The organism is Streptomyces sp. NBC_00322 (genome assembly GCF_036147535.1).
Taxonomy (GTDB): Bacteria; Actinomycetota; Actinomycetes; order Streptomycetales; family Streptomycetaceae; genus Streptomyces.
Genome location: NZ_CP108019.1, coordinates 3,778,082 through 3,795,449, shown reverse-complemented (window position 1 = coordinate 3,795,449; position 17,368 = coordinate 3,778,082). Strand labels below are relative to the sequence as shown.

The window sequence follows — 17,368 nt, the reverse complement described above, 5'->3', positions numbered from 1 at the left end:
CTGCCCAGGAAAGTTAGTCATCGATAACTAACATCAGGGGAAAGTCATGGCACAGAGCACGGCCCGCCGCGGCAGCGCCGCCTGGGCACTCGTCATCACCAGCGTCGCCGGCTTCATGGCGGCCCTCGACAACCTCGTCGTCACCACCGCCCTCCCCTCCATCCGCAAGGACCTCGGAGGCGCGCTGGAGGACCTGGAATGGACGGTGAGCGCGTACACCCTCACCTTCGCCGTCCTGCTGATGTTCGGTGCCGCGCTCGGCGACCGCTTCGGCCGTCGCAGGCTCTTCATAGCGGGCCTGGCCGTCTTCACCGGCGCCTCCGCCGCGGCCGCCCTCGCACCCGGTATCGACGCCCTCATCGCGGCTCGCGCCGTCCAGGGTGTCGGTGCAGCGATCATGATGCCGCTCACCCTGACCCTGCTCACAGCAGCCGTTCCGGTCGCCCGGCGCGGTGCGGCTCTCGGCATCTTCAGCGCCGTCACCGGCCTCGCCGTCGCCAGCGGCCCACTCATCGGCGGCAGCCTGACCGAGCACATCTCCTGGCAGTGGATCTTCTGGCTGAACGTACCGATAGGCCTGGCGCTGCTGCCGCTGGCCCGGCTGCGCCTGGACGAGTCCTACGCACCCAACGCCCGGCTCGACATCCCCGGCACCCTGCTCGTCAGCGGCGGCCTCTTCGGGATCGTCTACGCCCTGGTCAACGGCCAGGCCGACGGCTGGAGCAGCACCCCGATCCTGGCCGGTCTGATCCTGGGCACGCTCCTCCTGGCCGCCTTCGTACGGCACGGTCTGACGGGCAAGAACCCCATGCTCCCCATGCGGCTCTTCCGCAACCGCGCTTTCTTCGGCATCAATGCCGCGAGCCTGCTGATGTTCCTGGGGATGTTCGGTTCGATCTTCCTGCTCAGCCAGTTCCTGCAGGGCGTCGCCGGGTACTCGCCCACCGAGGCGGGTCTGCGGATGCTCCCCTGGACCGGCATGCCGCTGATTGTCGCGCCCATCGCCGGATACCTCTCCGACAAGATCGGCGGCCGCCCGGTCGTCGCCACCGGCCTTGCCCTTCAGGCCGTGGGGCTGGCGCTCTTCGCGCTCGTTCTGGAGCCGGGTGTGTCGTACTCCGCGCAGCTGCCCGGGCTGATCCTCGGCGGCATCGGCATGGCGCTGTACTTCGCCCCCGCGGCCAGCGTCGTCATGTCCAGCGTCCGCCCGGCCGAGCAGGGCATCGCGTCCGGTGCGAACAACGCTCTGCGCGAGGTCGGCGGAGCGCTCGGTGTCGCGGTCCTCGGCGCGGTCTTCGCAGCCCAGGGCAGCTACGAGTCCCCCCAGGCCTTCACCGACGGCACCGTCCCGGCGCTGTGGATCGGCGCGGGCGCGGTGGCCGTCGCGGCCTTGGTCGCCCTGCTGATCCCCGGTCGCCGCCACCTGACACCGGCCGACGCTCCGGTGAGCTCCGAGGCCGTCGAGAAGTCCGTGCCCGTCGCCGTGTGATCGGACGCCGTGTGACCCGTCGCCGTGTGATCCGTACGACAGCGGCGTGCGCATCCGGTCCGTGGCCCCGCCCGAGCGGTGGAGCCACGGACCGTACCCTTGTCCCCGTGCAGGAACTCCACGACGCCCCCCTCGCCCCCCTGACCACCTTCCGGCTCGGCGGCCCCGCGACCCGCCTCGTCACGGCGACCACCGACGACGAGGTGGTCGCCGTCGTACGCGAGGCGGACGCCGCGGGTACCCCGCTGCTGATCATCGGCGGCGGCAGCAACCTGGTCATCGGCGACAAGGGATTCGACGGCACCGCGCTGCGCATCGCCACCCGCGGCTTCGAACTGTCCGGTACCACGCTGGAGTTGGCCGCGGGCGAGGTCTGGACGGACGCCGTCGCCCGCATCGTGGAAGCGGGCCTCGCGGGCATCGAGTGCCTGGCGGGCATCCCCGGCTCGGCCGGCGCCACGCCGATCCAGAACGTGGGCGCGTACGGCCAGGAAGTCTCCAGCACCATCACCGAGGTCGTGGCCTACGACCGCCGCAACGGCGAGACGGTCACCGTCCCGAACTCCGAGTGCGCCTTCTCGTACCGCCACAGCCGCTTCAAGCAGGACCCCGAGCGCTATGTCGTCCTGCGGGTCCGCTTCGAGCTGGAGGACGCGGGCGGTCTGTCGGCGCCGCTCAAGTACGCCGAGACGGCGCGCGCACTCGGCGTCGAGGCGGGCGACCGTGTCCCGGCGGCCGCCGCCCGCGAGACCGTGCTGAAACTGCGCGCGGGCAAGGGCATGGTGCTGGACCCCGAGGACCACGACACCTGGTCGGCGGGTTCCTTCTTCACCAACCCGATCCTCGATCAGGCCGCGTACGAGATCTTTCTCACCCGGGTCCACGACCGCCTCGGCCCCGACGTCGCGCCGCCCGCCTTCCCGGCGGGGGAGGGGCGCACCAAGACATCGGCGGCCTGGCTGATCGACAAGGCCGGCTTCACCAAGGGGTACGGCACCGGCCCGGCCCGGATCTCCACCAAGCACACGCTCGCCCTCACCAACCGCGGTGAAGCCACCACCGAGGACCTGCTCGCGCTCGCACGCGAGGTCGTGGCGGGCGTGCGCGAGGCCTTCGGTGTCACGCTCGTCAACGAGCCGGTGACGGTCGGCGTCAGCCTGTAATCCGGCCTATTCCCGGCCGGCAGCCCAGCCTGTACAAGGCAAGCATCGGTCCGCAAAAGCCGATGGAACCCGCCGTGCTCCCCAGGTTGTCGAGTGAGTGACAGGGTCTTTGGACCACACACCGCTCGGGGGGAGCGCCAGTGCGTCAGGGCGGCTCGGCTCGCGATTCGGAATTCGCGGATTTCGTGACGGCGTCACATGTGTCGCTGCTGCGGACCGCCCGTCTGCTGACGGGTGATCCGCACACGGCCGAGGATCTCGTGCAGACCGCGCTGATACGGGTCTATACGCACTGGGGCCGATCGGCAGGCTGGGACTCGCCTCAGGCGTACGCCCGAAAGGCCGTCGTCAATCTCTTCGCGACCTGGCGCAGGCGCCGCTGGCACAGCGAGGTCGCCCACACCGGGGCGGAGAGCGCGGCGGACGGCCACGACATGGCCGGGAGCGCGGAGGCGAGGCTCGAACTGGGCCGCGCGCTCGCGGCTCTGCCCCGTGCCCAGCGCGCCGTGGTGGTGCTCCGCTACTACGAGGACCTGTCGGTGGAACAGACGGCCGAGCTGCTCGGCTGTTCGCCCGGGACGGTCAAGAGCCGTACCAACAGGGCCTTGGAGCGGCTGCGTACTGCGGGTGCGTTGGCCGGCTATGCGGGAAGGGGCGCACGGTGAGCGACGAGGAAGAGGTGCTGAGGCGGGGCCTGAAGGATCTGGCCGAGGGGGGCGGTCAGGCGGGGGGCCTGACGGCGGTGGAGGCATTCCTGGCGAAGGCTCACCGGGCCCGGGCTCGCCGACGTGCGGCGGTCGCCGGCTGCGCGGTGGTGCTGTTCGCGGGCGGCACGGGGCTGGGAGTGCGGCTCTCTATCGGCGACCGAGCGCCGGACAGTGTCGTGAGCAAGGCGACCGAGAGCCCGTCGCCGCCGAAGGGGGGCCCGTTGGCGACCGGGCCCGCCAAGCCCGAGGAGCGGGTCAGGTACAGGTACGACATGTCCCAGGTCTGCAATCTGCGGCATGCCGTCTTCGGCGGCCGCACCTGGGAGGTCGGCGGCAAGGGGTCGCGGTACGTCCTCCGCTGGGCGCACGAGGCCGACCGCCACAGCGGGTATATGACGCTGATAGATACGGACACCGCCCTCTTCGAGACCGACGACCCCACACTGCCCGCACTGGAGCTCCACCCCGTCTCCGGAAAGGTGCCCTGCATCGGCCAGGAACCGCAGCGGGCGCTGTCCGACGAGCCCGCATACCCGATGGGCCCGAAGAACCCTCGGACAGGCGCCAGGTATCCGTACTCCATGACCAAGGAATGCGAGATGCAGTACGCGGCCTTCGGCGGCAAGTGGTGGAAGGCCGACGAGAAATCGTCGTCCGGCGTCCGCGTGGACTGGGTGAACGAAAGGCCTCTCGCCGGGTACATGACTCAGGTGGACAGCACCACCGCTCTCCTCGAGATCCCTCAGCCCAAGAAGACCTGGAAGATCCACTATCAACTGGTCGACCACAAGGGCGACGAGTGCGACTGAGCCGCGCAGTCGCACCCGGGCGGTTCCCGGCTAGTACGCCACGCCCACTCCCTGCCTGACCGTCGCGGGGTTCTCGATCATTCCCAGCATCGCGTGGGCCACATCCGCACGGCCGATCGTCCTGCCGCTGCGCGGAGTGCCGCCCACAACCGTCCGGTACGAGCCTGTCAGCGGCTTGTTCAGCAGCCGTGGCGGGCGTACCGAGGTCCAGTCCGTCGTGCTGCGCGCCAGTTCCTCCTCCATGGAACGGAGGTCGTCGTACACCGGCTTCAGCAAGGTGTCGATCACCGCGAGCATCGTGCGGTCCAGCATCGGCTGGCGCTCGGGGACCGGGCCGAGCGGGGCGGCGCTCACCACCAGCAGCCGGCGGGTGTCCTCCGCCTCCATCGCCCAGAGCACCGAGCGCGTCAGCGCGGCCGCGACCCCGGCGTCCCCGCGCCTGCGTGCCCCAAGACCCGAGAGGACCGCGTCACGCCCGGCGACCGCCTTGCGCAGCGACTCGCCCTCCTTCAGGTCCGCCTTGAACACCTGCAGGCCGGGACCCGTGACCGTGAACCGAGCCGGATCGCGCACCACCGCCGTCACCTCGTGCCCCGCCGCCAGCGCCTGCGTGACGATCTCCTGGCCGATTTGGCCGGTCGCACCGAAAATTGTGAGCTTCATGGCGCACCCTCCTCGGGTGGGTAAGTATTCACTCACCTCTAGAGTGGGTAAGTACTCACCCACTCGTCAAGTCCCGTCGGAGGATCCATGCAGAAACCGGCTCGCGCCCGCATCGTCGACGCCGCCCATGAGCTCATGCTCACCCTCGGCCTCGCCCGCACCACCACCAAGGAGATCGCCAAGGCGGCAGGCTGCTCCGAGGCCGCGCTCTACAAGAACTTCGCGAGCAAGGAGGAACTGTTCGTCGCCGTCCTGAACGAGCGGCTGCCCAAGCTGAGCCCGCTGCTCGCCGGCCTCACCGCCGAGCCGGGGGAGCATCCCGTCGAGGAGAACCTCACGGCGGTCGCCCGCGAGGCCGCACTCTTCTACGAGCAGACCTTCCCGATCGCCGCCTCGCTCTACGCCGAGCCGCAGCTCAAGCGACGCCACGAGGAGGCCATGCGTGAGATGGGCACGGGACCGCACAGGCCGATCCAGGGCCTGGACGCCTATCTGCGGGCCGAGCAGCAAGCGGGCCGTATCAGCGCCGAGGCGGACACCTACGCCGCCGCCTCGCTGCTTCTCGGCGCCTGCGCCCAGCGTGCCTTCGCCTACGAGATGACGGCGGGCGGCAAGCCCCCACAGCCCCTCGACGAGTTCGCCGCAGGCATCGCACGCACCCTGCTGCGCGGAATCAGCCGGTAGCCAGCCAGTTGTCGACCCCCGCCAGCAGCTTGTCCTTCACCTCGCCCGGAGCCGCCGACGCCCGCACCGACTGGCGTGCCAGTTCGGCCAGTTCGGCGTCCGTGAAGCCGTGGTGCCTGCGTGCCAGTTCGTACTGGGCGGCCAACCGCGAGCCGAAGAGGAGAGGGTCGTCCGCCCCCAGTGCCATCGGCACCCCTGCGTCGTACAGAGTGCGCAGTGGCACATCGGCGGGCTTCTCGTACACGCCGAGCGCCACATTCGACGAGGGGCACACCTCGCAGGTCACCCCGCGCTCCGCCAGCTTCCGCAGCAGCCGCGGGTCTTCGGCCGCCCGCACCCCGTGCCCGATCCGCGAGGCGTGCAGATCGTCCAGGCAGTCCCGTACGGACGCGGGACCCGTCAGCTCGCCGCCGTGCGGCGCCGCCAGCAGGCCGCCCTCCCGCGCGATGGAGAAGGCGCGGTCGAAGTCCCGTGCCATGCCCCGGCGTTCGTCGTTGGAGAGGCCGAAGCCGACAACCCCACGGTCCGCGTAGCGCACCGCGAGCCGCGCCAGTGTGCGTGCATCCAGGGGGTGCTTCATACGGTTCGCCGCGACCAGCACACGCATCCCGAGGCCGGTCTCCCGCGAGGCGCGCTCCACCGCGTCCAGAATGATCTCCAGAGCCGGGATCAGCCCGCCCAGCATGGGGGCGTACGAGGTCGGATCGACCTGAATTTCCAGCCAGCCGGAACCGTCCCGGACATCCTCCTCGGCCGCCTCGCGCACCAGCCGCTGGATGTCCTCGGGGGAGCGCAGACAGGACCGCGCCATGTCGTAGAGCCGCTGGAAACGGAACCAGCCGCGCTCGTCGGTCGCCCGCAGCTTGGGCGGTTCGCCGCTGGTCAGGGCATCGGGCAGATGGACGCCGTACTTGTCGGCGAGCTCCAGCAGGGTGGTGGGCCGCATCGACCCGGTGAAGTGCAGATGCAGATGAGCCTTGGGCAGCAGGGCTACGTCACGTACACGCTCCATCCCAGGATCTTGCCGCAACAGTCCGCCCAGGGACAGCCGCTTTCCCCGATCGGGTTCTTGCCCGAACGAAGAAACGGAACCCACCGACTCCGTCGAGTCGGTGGGCTCCGCCGTCGCAGGACGTCAGTCGCGCGCCTCGGCCAGCAGCTTCTGCAGCCGCGAGACACCCTCGACCAGGTCCTCGTCGCCCAGCGCGTACGAAAGACGCAGATAGCCGGGCGTGCCGAAGGCCTCGCCCGGTACGACCGCCACCTCGGCCTCGTCCAGGATCAGCGCCGCCAGCTCCACCGAGCTCTGCGGGCGCTTGCCGCGGATCTCCTTGCCCAGCAGCCCCTTCACCGAGGGGTACGCGTAGAAGGCGCCCTCCGGCTCCGGGCACAGCACGCCGTCGATCTCGTTGAGCATCCGCACGATCGTCTGCCGGCGGCGGTCGAAGGCCGTCCGCATCTCGGCGACCGCGTCCAGCGAACCGGAGACGGCGGCAAGCGCCGCGACCTGCGCCACATTGGACACGTTCGACGTGGCGTGCGACTGCAGGTTGGTCGCGGCCTTCACCACATCCTTGGGGCCGACGATCCACCCCACGCGCCAGCCGGTCATCGCATAGGTCTTGGCCACGCCGTTGACCACGATGCACTTGTCGCGCAGCTCGGGCACCAACGCGGGCAGCGAGGTGAACTTCGCGTCGCCGTAGACCAGGTGCTCGTAGATCTCGTCCGTCAGCACCCACAGGCCGTGCTCGAGCGCCCAGCGCCCGATCGCCTCGGCGTCGGCCTCGTTGTAGACCGCGCCGGTCGGGTTGGACGGGGAGACGAAGAGCACGACCTTCGTACGCTCCGTGCGCGCCGCCTCAAGCTGCTCGACGGAGACCCGGTAGCCGGTGGTCTCGTCGGCCACGACGTCGACCGGGACGCCGCCCGCGAGGCGGATCGACTCGGGGTAGGTGGTCCAGTACGGAGCCGGGACGATGACCTCGTCACCCGGGTCGAGGATCGCCGCGAACGCCTCGTAGATCGCCTGCTTGCCGCCGTTGGTGACCAGGATCTGCGAGGCCTCGACCTCGTAACCGGAGTCGCGCAGCGTCTTCGCGGCGATGGCGGCCTTGAGCTCGGGGAGCCCGCCCGCCGGCGTGTAGCGGTGGTACTTCGGGTTCTTGCAGGCCTCGATCGCGGCCTCGACGATGTAGTCGGGTGTCGGGAAGTCCGGCTCACCCGCGCCGAAGCCGATCACCGGACGTCCGGCGGCCTTGAGGGCTTTGGCCTTTGCGTCGACGGCGAGGGTCGCGGACTCGGAGATCGCGCCGATGCGGGCGGAGACCCGGCGCTCGGTGGGAGAGGTTGCAGCGCTCATACGGCCATCGTCCCAGACGGCCATCCCGCCCGGCACACGTGTTTCGAGTAGCGGACAGGAACCGGCTCGGAGCTATCTGTTCGACGCCGGGCCTGCAACCACGTACACTCACTCGTCGTTGGCCCACACCAACCACATCTTCGGATGGGGTAGGTTGGGGAAACCACAAAGGGTCGTAGCTCAATTGGTAGAGCACTGGTCTCCAAAACCAGCGGTTGGGGGTTCAAGTCCCTCCGGCCCTGCTACACACACCTTCGCCAGGATGTGTGCGCATGTACGTACATTCAATGAACCGGCCGTGCGGCTCCACCGGGCGCGGCGCGGCCACGACCCGGAATCAGGTGAAAGATCGTGACGGACGCCGTGGGCTCCATCGACATGCCTGATGCCGATGACGAGGCGCCTGAGTCGAAGAAGAAGTCCCGCAAGGGCGGCAAGCGCGGCAAGAAGGGCCCACTGGGCCGTCTCGCGCTCTTCTACCGACAGATCATCGCCGAACTGCGCAAGGTCGTCTGGCCCACTCGGAACCAGCTGTCGACGTACACCACAGTGGTGATTGTCTTCGTAGTCGTCATGATTGGTCTGGTGACCGTGATTGACTATGGGTTCCAGGAAGCCGTCAAGTACGTCTTCGGCTGATCCGCGGAGGGCGCCGGCAGCGGCGCCCCTTTCGCATGTTCCACCCCATCTGTATCCAGGAAGAAGCAGCCACCGTGTCTGACCCGAACCTGAACGACGCCATCGAGTCGGCGGAGTCCGTGGAGGACGAGCTCGACATCGTCGAGGCGGCGGACGCTGTGGAGCCGGACCAGGCCGAGGCTGCCGACTCCACCGCCGGTGAGCCGGCCGAGCAGGCCGCGGTGCACGTCGAGGAAGAGGCCACTGCCGTGGCCGAGGTCGACGAGGACGAGGCCGCCGCAGCCGCTGTCGAGGACGAGGCCGAAGAGGCCGCCGACGTCGAAGCCGCCGAAGAGGCGGCCGACGTCGTGGAGGAAGAGCCCGCCGCCATGGTCGACCCCGTCGAAGCGCTCCGCGACGAGCTGCGCGGTCTGCCGGGCGAGTGGTACGTCATCCACACGTACGCCGGGTACGAGAAGCGCGTGAAGGCCAACCTTGAGCAGCGCGCCGTCTCACTGAACGTCGAGGACTTCATCTACCAGGCCGAAGTGCCCGAGGAAGAGATCGTCCAGATCAAGAACGGCGAGCGCAAGAACGTCCGCCAGAACAAGCTTCCCGGATACGTCCTGGTCCGTATGGACTTGACGAACGAGTCCTGGGGCGTCGTCCGCAACACCCCCGGCGTCACCGGCTTCGTGGGCAACGCCTACGACCCGTACCCGCTGACCCTGGACGAGATCGTCAAGATGCTCGCCCCGGAGGCCGAGGAGAAGGCAGCCCGCGAGGCCGCCGAGGCCGAGGGCAAGCCGGCTCCGGCCCGCAAGGTCGAGGTCCAGGTGCTGGACTTCGAGGTCGGCGACTCGGTCACGGTCACCGACGGCCCGTTCGCGACGCTGCAGGCGACGATCAACGAGATCAACGCCGACTCGAAGAAGGTCAAGGGCCTCGTCGAGATCTTCGGCCGCGAGACCCCGGTCGAGCTGAGCTTCGACCAGATCCAGAAGAACTAGCTCCTTCGAGGAGTCTTCTGGAACATACGCCTCCGAACAGGTCAGATCGGCTCTCGCAGCCGCTCTGACCTGCTCGGTTTTTGGCCGCACAGCCGCAGCAGTTATCGTTGTGCGGTTGCCCCTTGGGCAGCAGGAAAGACATGAATAGGAAGAGGACCCGGAATGCCTCCCAAGAAGAAGAAGGTCACGGGGCTTATCAAGCTCCAGATCCAGGCCGGCGCGGCCAACCCGGCTCCGCCGGTCGGCCCCGCGCTGGGTCAGCACGGCGTCAACATCATGGAGTTCTGCAAGGCCTACAACGCCGCGACCGAGTCGCAGCGTGGCATGGTCGTGCCGGTGGAGATCACGGTCTATGAGGACCGTTCCTTCACCTTCATCACCAAGACTCCGCCGGCCGCCAAGCTGATCCTCAAGGCCGCGGGTGTGGACAAGGGCTCAGGCGAGCCGCACAAGACCAAGGTTGCCAAGCTCACCGGCGCCCAGGTCCGCGAGATCGCCTCGGTCAAGATGCCCGACCTGAACGCCAACGACCTGGACGCCGCGTCGAAGATCATCGCCGGCACCGCCCGTTCGATGGGCATCACGGTCGAGGGCTGACAGCCCCCGTTGACCTCAGTGGTAGGACCAAGCGCTGGTCCGCACCACGACTCCATACCTGAACCAACACAGGAGCAGAAGTGAAGCGCAGCAAGACTCTCCGCGCTGCGGACGCCAAGATCGACCGGGAGAAGCTGTACGCCCCGCTCGAGGCCGTCCGTCTCGCCAAGGACACCACCGCCACCAAGTTCGACGGCACCGTCGAGGTCGCCATGCGTCTGGGTGTTGACCCGCGCAAGGCCGACCAGATGGTCCGCGGCACCGTGAACCTTCCGCACGGCACCGGCAAGACCGCCCGGGTCCTGGTCTTCGCGACCGGTGACCGTGCTGCGGCCGCGGAAGCCGCTGGCGCCGACATTGTCGGCTCCGACGAACTGATCGACGAGGTTGCGAAGGGCCGTCTGGACTTCGACGCCGTCGTCGCCACCCCGGACCTCATGGGCAAGGTCGGCCGCCTCGGCCGTGTGCTCGGTCCGCGTGGTCTGATGCCGAACCCGAAGACCGGCACCGTCACCCCCGATGTCGTCAAGGCTGTGAACGACATCAAGGGCGGCAAGATCGAGTTCCGCGTCGACAAGCACTCGAACCTGCACTTCATCATCGGCAAGGTCTCCTTCGACGAGACGAAGCTGGTCGAGAACTACGCCGCGGCGCTGGAGGAGATCCTCCGTCTCAAGCCGTCCGCCGCGAAGGGCCGCTACATCAGGAAGGCGACCCTGACCACGACGATGGGCCCCGGCATTCCGCTGGACTCCAACCGCACCCGCAACCTCCTCGTCGAGGAGGACCCGGCCGCGGTCTGAGCCTGAAGGCTCACTCGATACGAGAACCGGCCCCCGCACCTCGACAGAGGTGCGGGGGCCGGTTTTTGCTCAGGCGCCGCTCTTCATCACTGGCGCTGTCGGAGTCGAACGGTAGTGTCACGAGGGTTTGCGGAGCATCACGTATACCTGTGGGGGGAACATGCATCCGTTGTACCGGAAGGCGGCCGGGGGTCTGCTCGCCGGAGCGCTGCTGTGCGGCACCGCGGCCTGTTCGGCGGGCACCACGCCGAAGCCGGACCGCCCGGCCGCGCAGAAGCCGCTCCGGGTCACTCTGGCCGCGGCGGTCAAACGCGCGGCCGACCAGAACGAGAAGCTGACCTCGCTCTCCTACCGCATGAAGGGCCAGGTGCCGGGGGGCGGCACGATCGAGGGCCAGGCCGCGATGGCGCTCAAGCCGCTCGCCATGCGGATGAAGATGAAGCAGAAGAGCGCCGGGGAGAACGCCGAGGTCGAGATCCGCCTCGTCGGCGGCGTGATGTACCTCAACGGAGGCGAGAAGGCCGCCGCCGAGCTGGGCGGCAAGACCTGGCTCAAGTTCGACCTGTCCGGGCTCCGCAAGGGCGGCCAGGACCCGCTGGCCGGGCTGGGCGGCCAGGCGGACCGGAACCCGACGGAGGACTCGTCCTCGCTGACCGCCGCCAAGGACCTCAAGAAGGTCGGCCAGGAGACGGTCGACGGCGTGTCCACCACCCACTACGCGGGCACCGTGCCGCTGGACGTGATGCGCGCGAGTCTCAAGGGCGAGGACGCGGCGACCAGGCAGCGCCGGGAGAAGAGCCTGGAGAAGTACGAGGAGATGGGCGTCAAGGCCCTCACGATGGACATGTGGATCGACGGGAACGACCACACCAAGCAGTTCCGCACCCGGGCCGCCGCCGAGAAGGGCCCGCTGGATCTCACCATCACGTTCCTCGACTACAACAAGCCGGTCGTCGTGAAGGCGCCGCCGGCCTCCGCGACGGCGGACCTGGCCGAGATGTTCAAGGGCATCGAGAGCGGCCAGGAGTGAGCCGTACGGCCCGATTTGCCTGACCGGGATCCGGTCCCGTAGTCTTCCACAGAAGCCAAAGACCGCTGGTCGTTGCCGTGCTCTCGTAGAGGGTGTGGCGGCCGAAGGATCCGCTAGCTGCGGACGTCCTGCGCAGGTGACTGTGGACAGCTCCCGGATTCCATTCGGTCGAGCTACGCCCCGTGCGCCTGCGCCGGGGCGTTTCGTTTTGTTCAGCCCCTTCTGAGCGGTCCTCATCACCCGGAAGGAGGCCGACGCTCATGGCAAGGCCCGACAAGGCTGCCGCGGTAGCCGAGCTCGCGGACCAGTTCCGCAGCTCGAACGCCGCCGTGCTGACCGAGTACCGGGGTCTCACCGTGGCTCAGCTCAAGGAGCTGCGCCGTTCGCTCGGTGAGAACGCCCAGTACGCCGTGGTGAAGAACACGCTGACCAAGATTGCGGCCAACGAGGCCGGGATCAACACGCTCGACGACCTGTTCAACGGTCCGACAGCGGTTGCCTTCGTCACCGGTGACCCGGTGGAGTCGGCGAAGGGTCTTCGTGACTTCGCCAAGGACAACCCCAACCTCATCATCAAGGGCGGTGTCCTTGACGGTAAGGCGCTGTCCGCCGATGAGATCAAGAAGCTTGCGGACCTCGAGTCCCGCGAGGTTCTGCTCGCCAAGCTGGCGGGCGCCATGAAGGGCAAGCAGTCCCAGGCTGCCGCGCTCTTCCAGGCGCTTCCCTCGAAGTTCGTCCGCACCGCGGAGGCGCTTCGTGCCAAGAAGGCCGAGCAGGGCGGTGCCGAGTAATTCGGCTCGCGCATTGATCAGCGCCGCCTGAAGGCGCGCTGGTCGCAGCGGGCCGAACGCCCGCCGACATATACATCCCGGCACCAGCCGATTTAGTGGAAGGATCGCCCATCATGGCGAAGCTCAGCCAGGACGACCTGCTTGCGCAGTTCGAGGAGATGACCCTCATCGAGCTCTCCGAGTTCGTGAAGGCCTTCGAGGAGAAGTTCGACGTCACCGCCGCCGCTCCGGTCGCCGCTGCCGCTGGTGGCGCCGCTGCCGCCCCGGCCGAGGCCGAGGCCGAGCAGGACGAGTTCGACGTCATCCTCACCGGCGCCGGCGAGAAGAAGATCCAGGTCATCAAGGTCGTGCGTGAGCTGACCTCCCTGGGTCTGAAGGAGGCCAAGGACCTCGTGGACGGCGCCCCGAAGCCCGTTCTCGAGAAGGTCGCCAAGGACGCCGCCGAGAAGGCCGCCGAGTCCCTCAAGGGCGCCGGCGCGTCCGTCGAGGTCAAGTAAGTCCCCACTTGCGCCCACCGGCGCGTGGATTGAGTCTCTGACTCGTGGTTCCGCATAGGAGCCGCAAGGGACACAGCGAAGGGCGATCACCCAGACGGGTGGTCGCCCTTCGACGTGTGCGAGGCCTGCGCTGTTCTTCCGGATCCGGTGGGTATCGTGATCTTCGCCGTGCGCCCCTGACGCTGGTCAGTGACGATCTCAGCAGCCAGTTTGGGTTGGGGGGCCTTGACGAACCGCACGTAGCGCGCAATTCTCAGGACGCGTCGTCACAAGGATCCGGATCCGAGGCATGGATCGACGACCGAACGGGCAGTATCGAGGTGCGCCTCCTGGCGCGAGGGCAAGCCGCGGAGTTGAGAACAACGAGGGTCTCGAAAACCCGCACTGGACATCAGTGTGCCAAGTGGCTACACTGACCCTTTGCGCTGCCTGTTAACTGCCCCCTGCCCGTCACCAGGGGCATCCCCACGTATGAGCATCGTTGACCGAAGCAACCCTGAGCTGGTCATTTGACCAATCAGGAGCGTCTGTCTCCGTGTCCATGGTGGGACCGGTACGCGCGTAGTGAGTCCGAGCCCTCGGAAGGACCCCCTCTTGGCCGCCTCGCGCAACGCCTCGACCGCGAATACGAACAACGGCGCCAGCACCGCCCCGCTGCGCATCTCCTTTGCAAAGATCAAGGAGCCCCTCGAGGTTCCGAACCTCCTCGCGTTGCAGACCGAGAGCTTTGACTGGCTGCTCGGCAATGCCGCATGGAAGGCTCGTGTCGAGGCGGCTCTGGACAGCGGACAGGACGTCCCCACCAAGTCCGGTCTGGAAGAGATCTTCGAGGAGATCTCTCCGATCGAGGACTTCTCCGGGTCGATGTCGCTGACCTTCCGCGACCACCGTTTCGAGCCTCCGAAGAACTCCATCGACGAGTGCAAGGAGCGCGACTTCACGTACGCGGCCCCGCTCTTCGTCACGGCCGAGTTCACCAACAACGAGACCGGCGAGATCAAGTCCCAGACGGTCTTCATGGGCGACTTCCCGCTCATGACCAACAAGGGCACCTTCGTCATCAACGGCACCGAGCGTGTCGTCGTGTCGCAGCTGGTCCGCTCGCCGGGTGTCTACTTCGACTCCAACATCGACAAGACGTCCGACAAGGACATCTTCACGGCCAAGATCATCCCGTCCCGGGGTGCCTGGCTGGAGATGGAGATCGACAAGCGCGACATGGTCGGCGTCCGCATCGACCGCAAGCGCAAGCAGTCCGTCACCGTCCTGCTCAAGGCTCTCGGTTGGACCACCGAGCAGATCCTCGAGGAGTTCGGCGAGTACGAGTCCATGCGCGCCACCCTGGAGAAGGACCACACCCAGGGCCAGGACGACGCGCTGCTCGACATCTACCGCAAGCTCCGCCCGGGCGAGCCGCCGACCCGTGAGGCCGCTCAGACGCTGCTCGAGAACCTCTACTTCAACCCGAAGCGTTACGACCTCGCCAAGGTCGGCCGCTACAAGGTGAACAAGAAGCTCGGCGCCGACGAGCCGCTGGACGCCGGCGTGCTCACCACCGACGACGTCATCGCGACCATCAAGTACCTGGTCAAGCTGCACGCCGGTGAGACCGAGACCGTGGGCGAGAGTGGCACCCAGATCGTCGTCGAGACCGACGACATCGACCACTTCGGCAACCGTCGTCTGCGCAACGTCGGCGAGCTCATCCAGAACCAGGTCCGCACGGGTCTGGCTCGTATGGAGCGCGTCGTGCGTGAGCGCATGACGACCCAGGACGTCGAGGCGATCACGCCGCAGACCCTGATCAACATCCGGCCGGTCGTCGCCTCCATCAAGGAGTTCTTCGGCACCAGCCAGCTGTCGCAGTTCATGGACCAGAACAACCCGCTGTCGGGTCTCACCCACAAGCGCCGTCTGTCGGCGCTTGGCCCGGGTGGTCTGTCCCGTGAGCGGGCCGGCTTCGAGGTCCGTGACGTGCACCCGTCGCACTACGGCCGCATGTGCCCGATCGAGACCCCTGAAGGCCCGAACATCGGTCTGATCGGCTCGCTCGCGTCCTACGGCCGGGTCAACGCGTTCGGCTTCGTCGAGACGCCGTACCGCAAGGTCGTCGACGACCAGGTGACCGACGAGGTCGACTACCTGACCGCAGACGAGGAAGACCGGTTCGTCATCGCGCAGGCCAACGCCGCGCTGACCGACGACATGCGCTTCGCCGAAGCCCGTGTCCTGGTCCGCCGTCGTGGCGGCGAGGTCGACTACGTCCCGGGCTCCGACGTGGACTACATGGACGTCTCGCCGCGCCAGATGGTGTCGGTCGCGACCGCCATGATCCCGTTCCTCGAGCACGACGACGCCAACCGTGCCCTCATGGGCGCGAACATGATGCGTCAGGCCGTTCCGCTGATCACGGCCGAGGCGCCGCTGGTCGGCACCGGCATGGAGTACCGCTGCGCGGTCGACGCCGGTGACGTCATCAAGGCGGAGAAGGAAGGTGTTGTCCAGGAGGTCTCCGCGGACTACATCACCGTCGCCAACGACGACGGCACGTACACCACGTACCGCATCGCCAAGTTCTCCCGGTCGAACCAGGGCACCTCGGTCAACCAGAAGGTTGTCGTGGACGAGGGCGCCCGGGTCGTCGAGGGCCAGGTCCTGGCCGACGGTCCGGCCACCGAGCAGGGCGAGATGGCGCTCGGCAAGAACCTGCTGGTCGCCTTCATGCCGTGGGAGGGCCACAACTACGAGGACGCGATCATCCTGTCGCAGCGCCTCGTGCAGGACGACGTCCTCTCCTCGATCCACATCGAGGAGCACGAGGTCGACGCCCGTGACACCAAGCTCGGCCCGGAGGAGATCACCCGGGACATCCCGAACGTCTCCGAGGAGGTCCTCGCCGACCTCGACGAGCGCGGCATCATCCGTATCGGTGCCGAGGTCGTCGCCGGCGACATCCTGGTCGGCAAGGTCACGCCCAAGGGTGAGACCGAGCTGACCCCGGAGGAGCGTCTGCTCCGCGCGATCTTCGGTGAGAAGGCGCGTGAGGTCCGTGACACCTCGCTGAAGGTGCCGCACGGCGAGACCGGCAAGGTCATCGGCGTCCGCGTCTTCGACCGCGAGGAGGGCGACGAGCTGCCGCCGGGCGTGAACCAGCTGGTTCGCGTGTACGTCGCGCAGAAGCGCAAGATCACCGATGGTGACAAGCTCGCCGGCCGTCACGGCAACAAGGGCGTCATCTCGAAGATCCTGCCGATCGAGGACATGCCGTTCCTGGAGGACGGCACCCCGGTCGACATCATCCTCAACCCCCTCGGTGTCCCGTCCCGAATGAACCCGGGACAGGTCCTCGAGATCCACCTCGGCTGGCTCGCCAGCCGCGGCTGGGACGTCTCCGGTCTGGCCGACGACTGGGCCCGGCGCCTGCAGGCCATCGGCGCCGACCAGGTCGACCCGGGCACCAACGTCGCGACCCCGGTCTTCGACGGTGCGCGCGAGGACGAGATCGCCGGTCTCTTCGAGGCGACGATCCCGAACCGCGACGGTGACCGGCTGGTCCAGCCGTCCGGCAAGGCCAACCTGTTCGACGGCCGCTCCGGCGAGCCGTTCCCGGACCCGGTCTCGATCGGGTACATGTACATCCTCAAGCTCCACCACCTGGTCGACGACAAGCTGCACGCCCGCTCGACCGGTCCGTACTCGATGATCACCCAGCAGCCGCTGGGTGGTAAGGCCCAGTTCGGTGGCCAGCGATTCGGAGAGATGGAGGTGTGGGCGCTGGAGGCTTACGGCGCCGCGTACGCCCTCCAGGAGCTGCTGACCATCAAGTCCGACGACGTCACCGGCCGCGTGAAGGTCTACGAGGCCATCGTCAAGGGCGAGAACATCCCCGAGCCCGGCATTCCCGAGTCCTTCAAGGTGCTCATCAAGGAAATGCAGTCGCTCTGCCTCAACGTGGAGGTGCTCTCCTCGGACGGTATGTCCATCGAGATGCGCGACACGGACGAGGACGTCTTCCGCGCTGCGGAGGAGCTCGGTATCGACCTGTCCCGGCGCGAGCCGAGCAGCGTCGAAGAGGTCTGACGGGTCTGGCCGGGACCTCCTCGTGACGTCCCGGCCCTGCCCCGGACCCGTACAGACCATGATTG

General features: G+C 67.9%; 16 protein-coding genes and 1 tRNA gene. 14 read left to right on the top strand and 3 right to left on the bottom strand.

Going from position 1 to position 17,368, the window contains the following annotated elements; genetic code table 11:
* Positions 1-46 precede the first annotated feature (46 nt).
* The 4 genes from OG905_RS17070 to OG905_RS17055 all read left to right on the top strand — a co-directional run bounded on the left by OG905_RS17070 (position 47) and on the right by OG905_RS17055 (position 4,168).
* Positions 47-1,489: an MFS transporter gene (locus OG905_RS17070; protein WP_328671526.1), complete on the top strand. Its 1,443-nt coding sequence runs from the start codon at positions 47-49 to the stop codon at positions 1,487-1,489.
* A gap of 107 nt (positions 1,490-1,596) precedes the next feature.
* Complete coding sequence (locus tag OG905_RS17065; protein WP_328671524.1) at positions 1,597-2,652, top strand: UDP-N-acetylmuramate dehydrogenase; 1,056 nt, start codon at positions 1,597-1,599, stop codon at positions 2,650-2,652.
* Positions 2,653-2,837: 185 nt separating this feature from the next.
* The gene (locus tag OG905_RS17060; RefSeq protein WP_328671522.1) at positions 2,838-3,317 is read left to right on the top strand and encodes a SigE family RNA polymerase sigma factor; all 480 of its coding nucleotides are present in this window, start codon (positions 2,838-2,840) and stop codon (positions 3,315-3,317) included.
* A complete protein-coding gene (locus tag OG905_RS17055) occupies positions 3,314-4,168 on the top strand; it encodes a hypothetical protein (protein ID WP_328671520.1) in 855 nt (284 codons plus the stop codon). The genes OG905_RS17060 and OG905_RS17055 overlap by 4 nt, the downstream gene beginning before the upstream one ends.
* A 30-nt stretch (positions 4,169-4,198) precedes the next feature.
* Here OG905_RS17055 and OG905_RS17050 read toward each other — a convergent pair whose 3' ends face one another.
* Entirely contained in the window at positions 4,199-4,831 is a 633-nt protein-coding gene (locus tag OG905_RS17050) for an NAD(P)-dependent oxidoreductase (protein ID WP_328671518.1), read from the bottom strand.
* An 87-nt stretch (positions 4,832-4,918) separates the two neighbouring features.
* Here OG905_RS17050 and OG905_RS17045 point away from each other — a divergent pair, with 87 nt between their 5' ends.
* A complete protein-coding gene (locus tag OG905_RS17045; protein ID WP_328671516.1) occupies positions 4,919-5,515 on the top strand; it encodes a TetR/AcrR family transcriptional regulator in 597 nt (198 codons plus the stop codon).
* On the opposite strand, the gene OG905_RS17040 is transcribed toward OG905_RS17045, so the two are convergent.
* Both OG905_RS17040 and OG905_RS17035 read right to left on the bottom strand, forming a co-directional pair.
* Positions 5,505-6,527, bottom strand: coding sequence for an adenosine deaminase (locus OG905_RS17040; RefSeq protein ID WP_328671514.1), 1,023 nt, complete (start codon positions 6,525-6,527; stop codon positions 5,505-5,507). The two genes, OG905_RS17045 and OG905_RS17040, sit on opposite strands and share 11 nt — an antisense overlap.
* A 123-nt stretch (positions 6,528-6,650) precedes the next feature.
* Complete coding sequence (locus tag OG905_RS17035) at positions 6,651-7,877, bottom strand: pyridoxal phosphate-dependent aminotransferase (protein WP_328671512.1); 1,227 nt, start codon at positions 7,875-7,877, stop codon at positions 6,651-6,653.
* Positions 7,878-8,046: 169 nt separating this feature from the next.
* Here OG905_RS17035 and OG905_RS17030 point away from each other — a divergent pair.
* From OG905_RS17030 to rpoB, 9 genes are all read left to right on the top strand, one after another.
* Positions 8,047-8,119, top strand: a tRNA-Trp gene (locus tag OG905_RS17030).
* Positions 8,120-8,228: 109 nt separating this feature from the next.
* Positions 8,229-8,516, top strand: a complete 288-nt coding sequence (gene secE / locus OG905_RS17025; RefSeq protein WP_328671510.1) for a preprotein translocase subunit SecE — start codon at positions 8,229-8,231, stop codon at positions 8,514-8,516.
* Between the two features lie 74 nt (positions 8,517-8,590).
* Entirely contained in the window at positions 8,591-9,505 is a 915-nt protein-coding gene (nusG, locus tag OG905_RS17020) for a transcription termination/antitermination protein NusG (protein WP_328671508.1), read from the top strand.
* Positions 9,506-9,667: 162 nt separating this feature from the next.
* On the top strand, positions 9,668-10,102 hold the full coding sequence (gene rplK / locus OG905_RS17015; RefSeq protein WP_142214219.1) for a 50S ribosomal protein L11: 435 nt from the start codon (positions 9,668-9,670) through the stop codon (positions 10,100-10,102).
* A gap of 80 nt (positions 10,103-10,182) precedes the next feature.
* A complete protein-coding gene (rplA, locus tag OG905_RS17010; protein ID WP_328671505.1) occupies positions 10,183-10,905 on the top strand; it encodes a 50S ribosomal protein L1 in 723 nt (240 codons plus the stop codon).
* Between the two features lie 160 nt (positions 10,906-11,065).
* Positions 11,066-11,935: a DUF1396 domain-containing protein gene (locus tag OG905_RS17005; protein ID WP_328671503.1), complete on the top strand. Its 870-nt coding sequence runs from the start codon at positions 11,066-11,068 to the stop codon at positions 11,933-11,935.
* 260 nt (positions 11,936-12,195) lie between these two features.
* Positions 12,196-12,726: a 50S ribosomal protein L10 gene (rplJ, locus tag OG905_RS17000; protein ID WP_142214216.1), complete on the top strand. Its 531-nt coding sequence runs from the start codon at positions 12,196-12,198 to the stop codon at positions 12,724-12,726.
* A 113-nt stretch (positions 12,727-12,839) separates the two neighbouring features.
* On the top strand, positions 12,840-13,223 hold the full coding sequence (gene rplL, locus OG905_RS16995) for a 50S ribosomal protein L7/L12 (RefSeq protein ID WP_266479185.1): 384 nt from the start codon (positions 12,840-12,842) through the stop codon (positions 13,221-13,223).
* A 594-nt stretch (positions 13,224-13,817) separates the two neighbouring features.
* Positions 13,818-17,303: a DNA-directed RNA polymerase subunit beta gene (gene rpoB, locus OG905_RS16990; protein ID WP_328671498.1), complete on the top strand. Its 3,486-nt coding sequence runs from the start codon at positions 13,818-13,820 to the stop codon at positions 17,301-17,303.
* Positions 17,304-17,368: the final 65 nt, after the last annotated feature.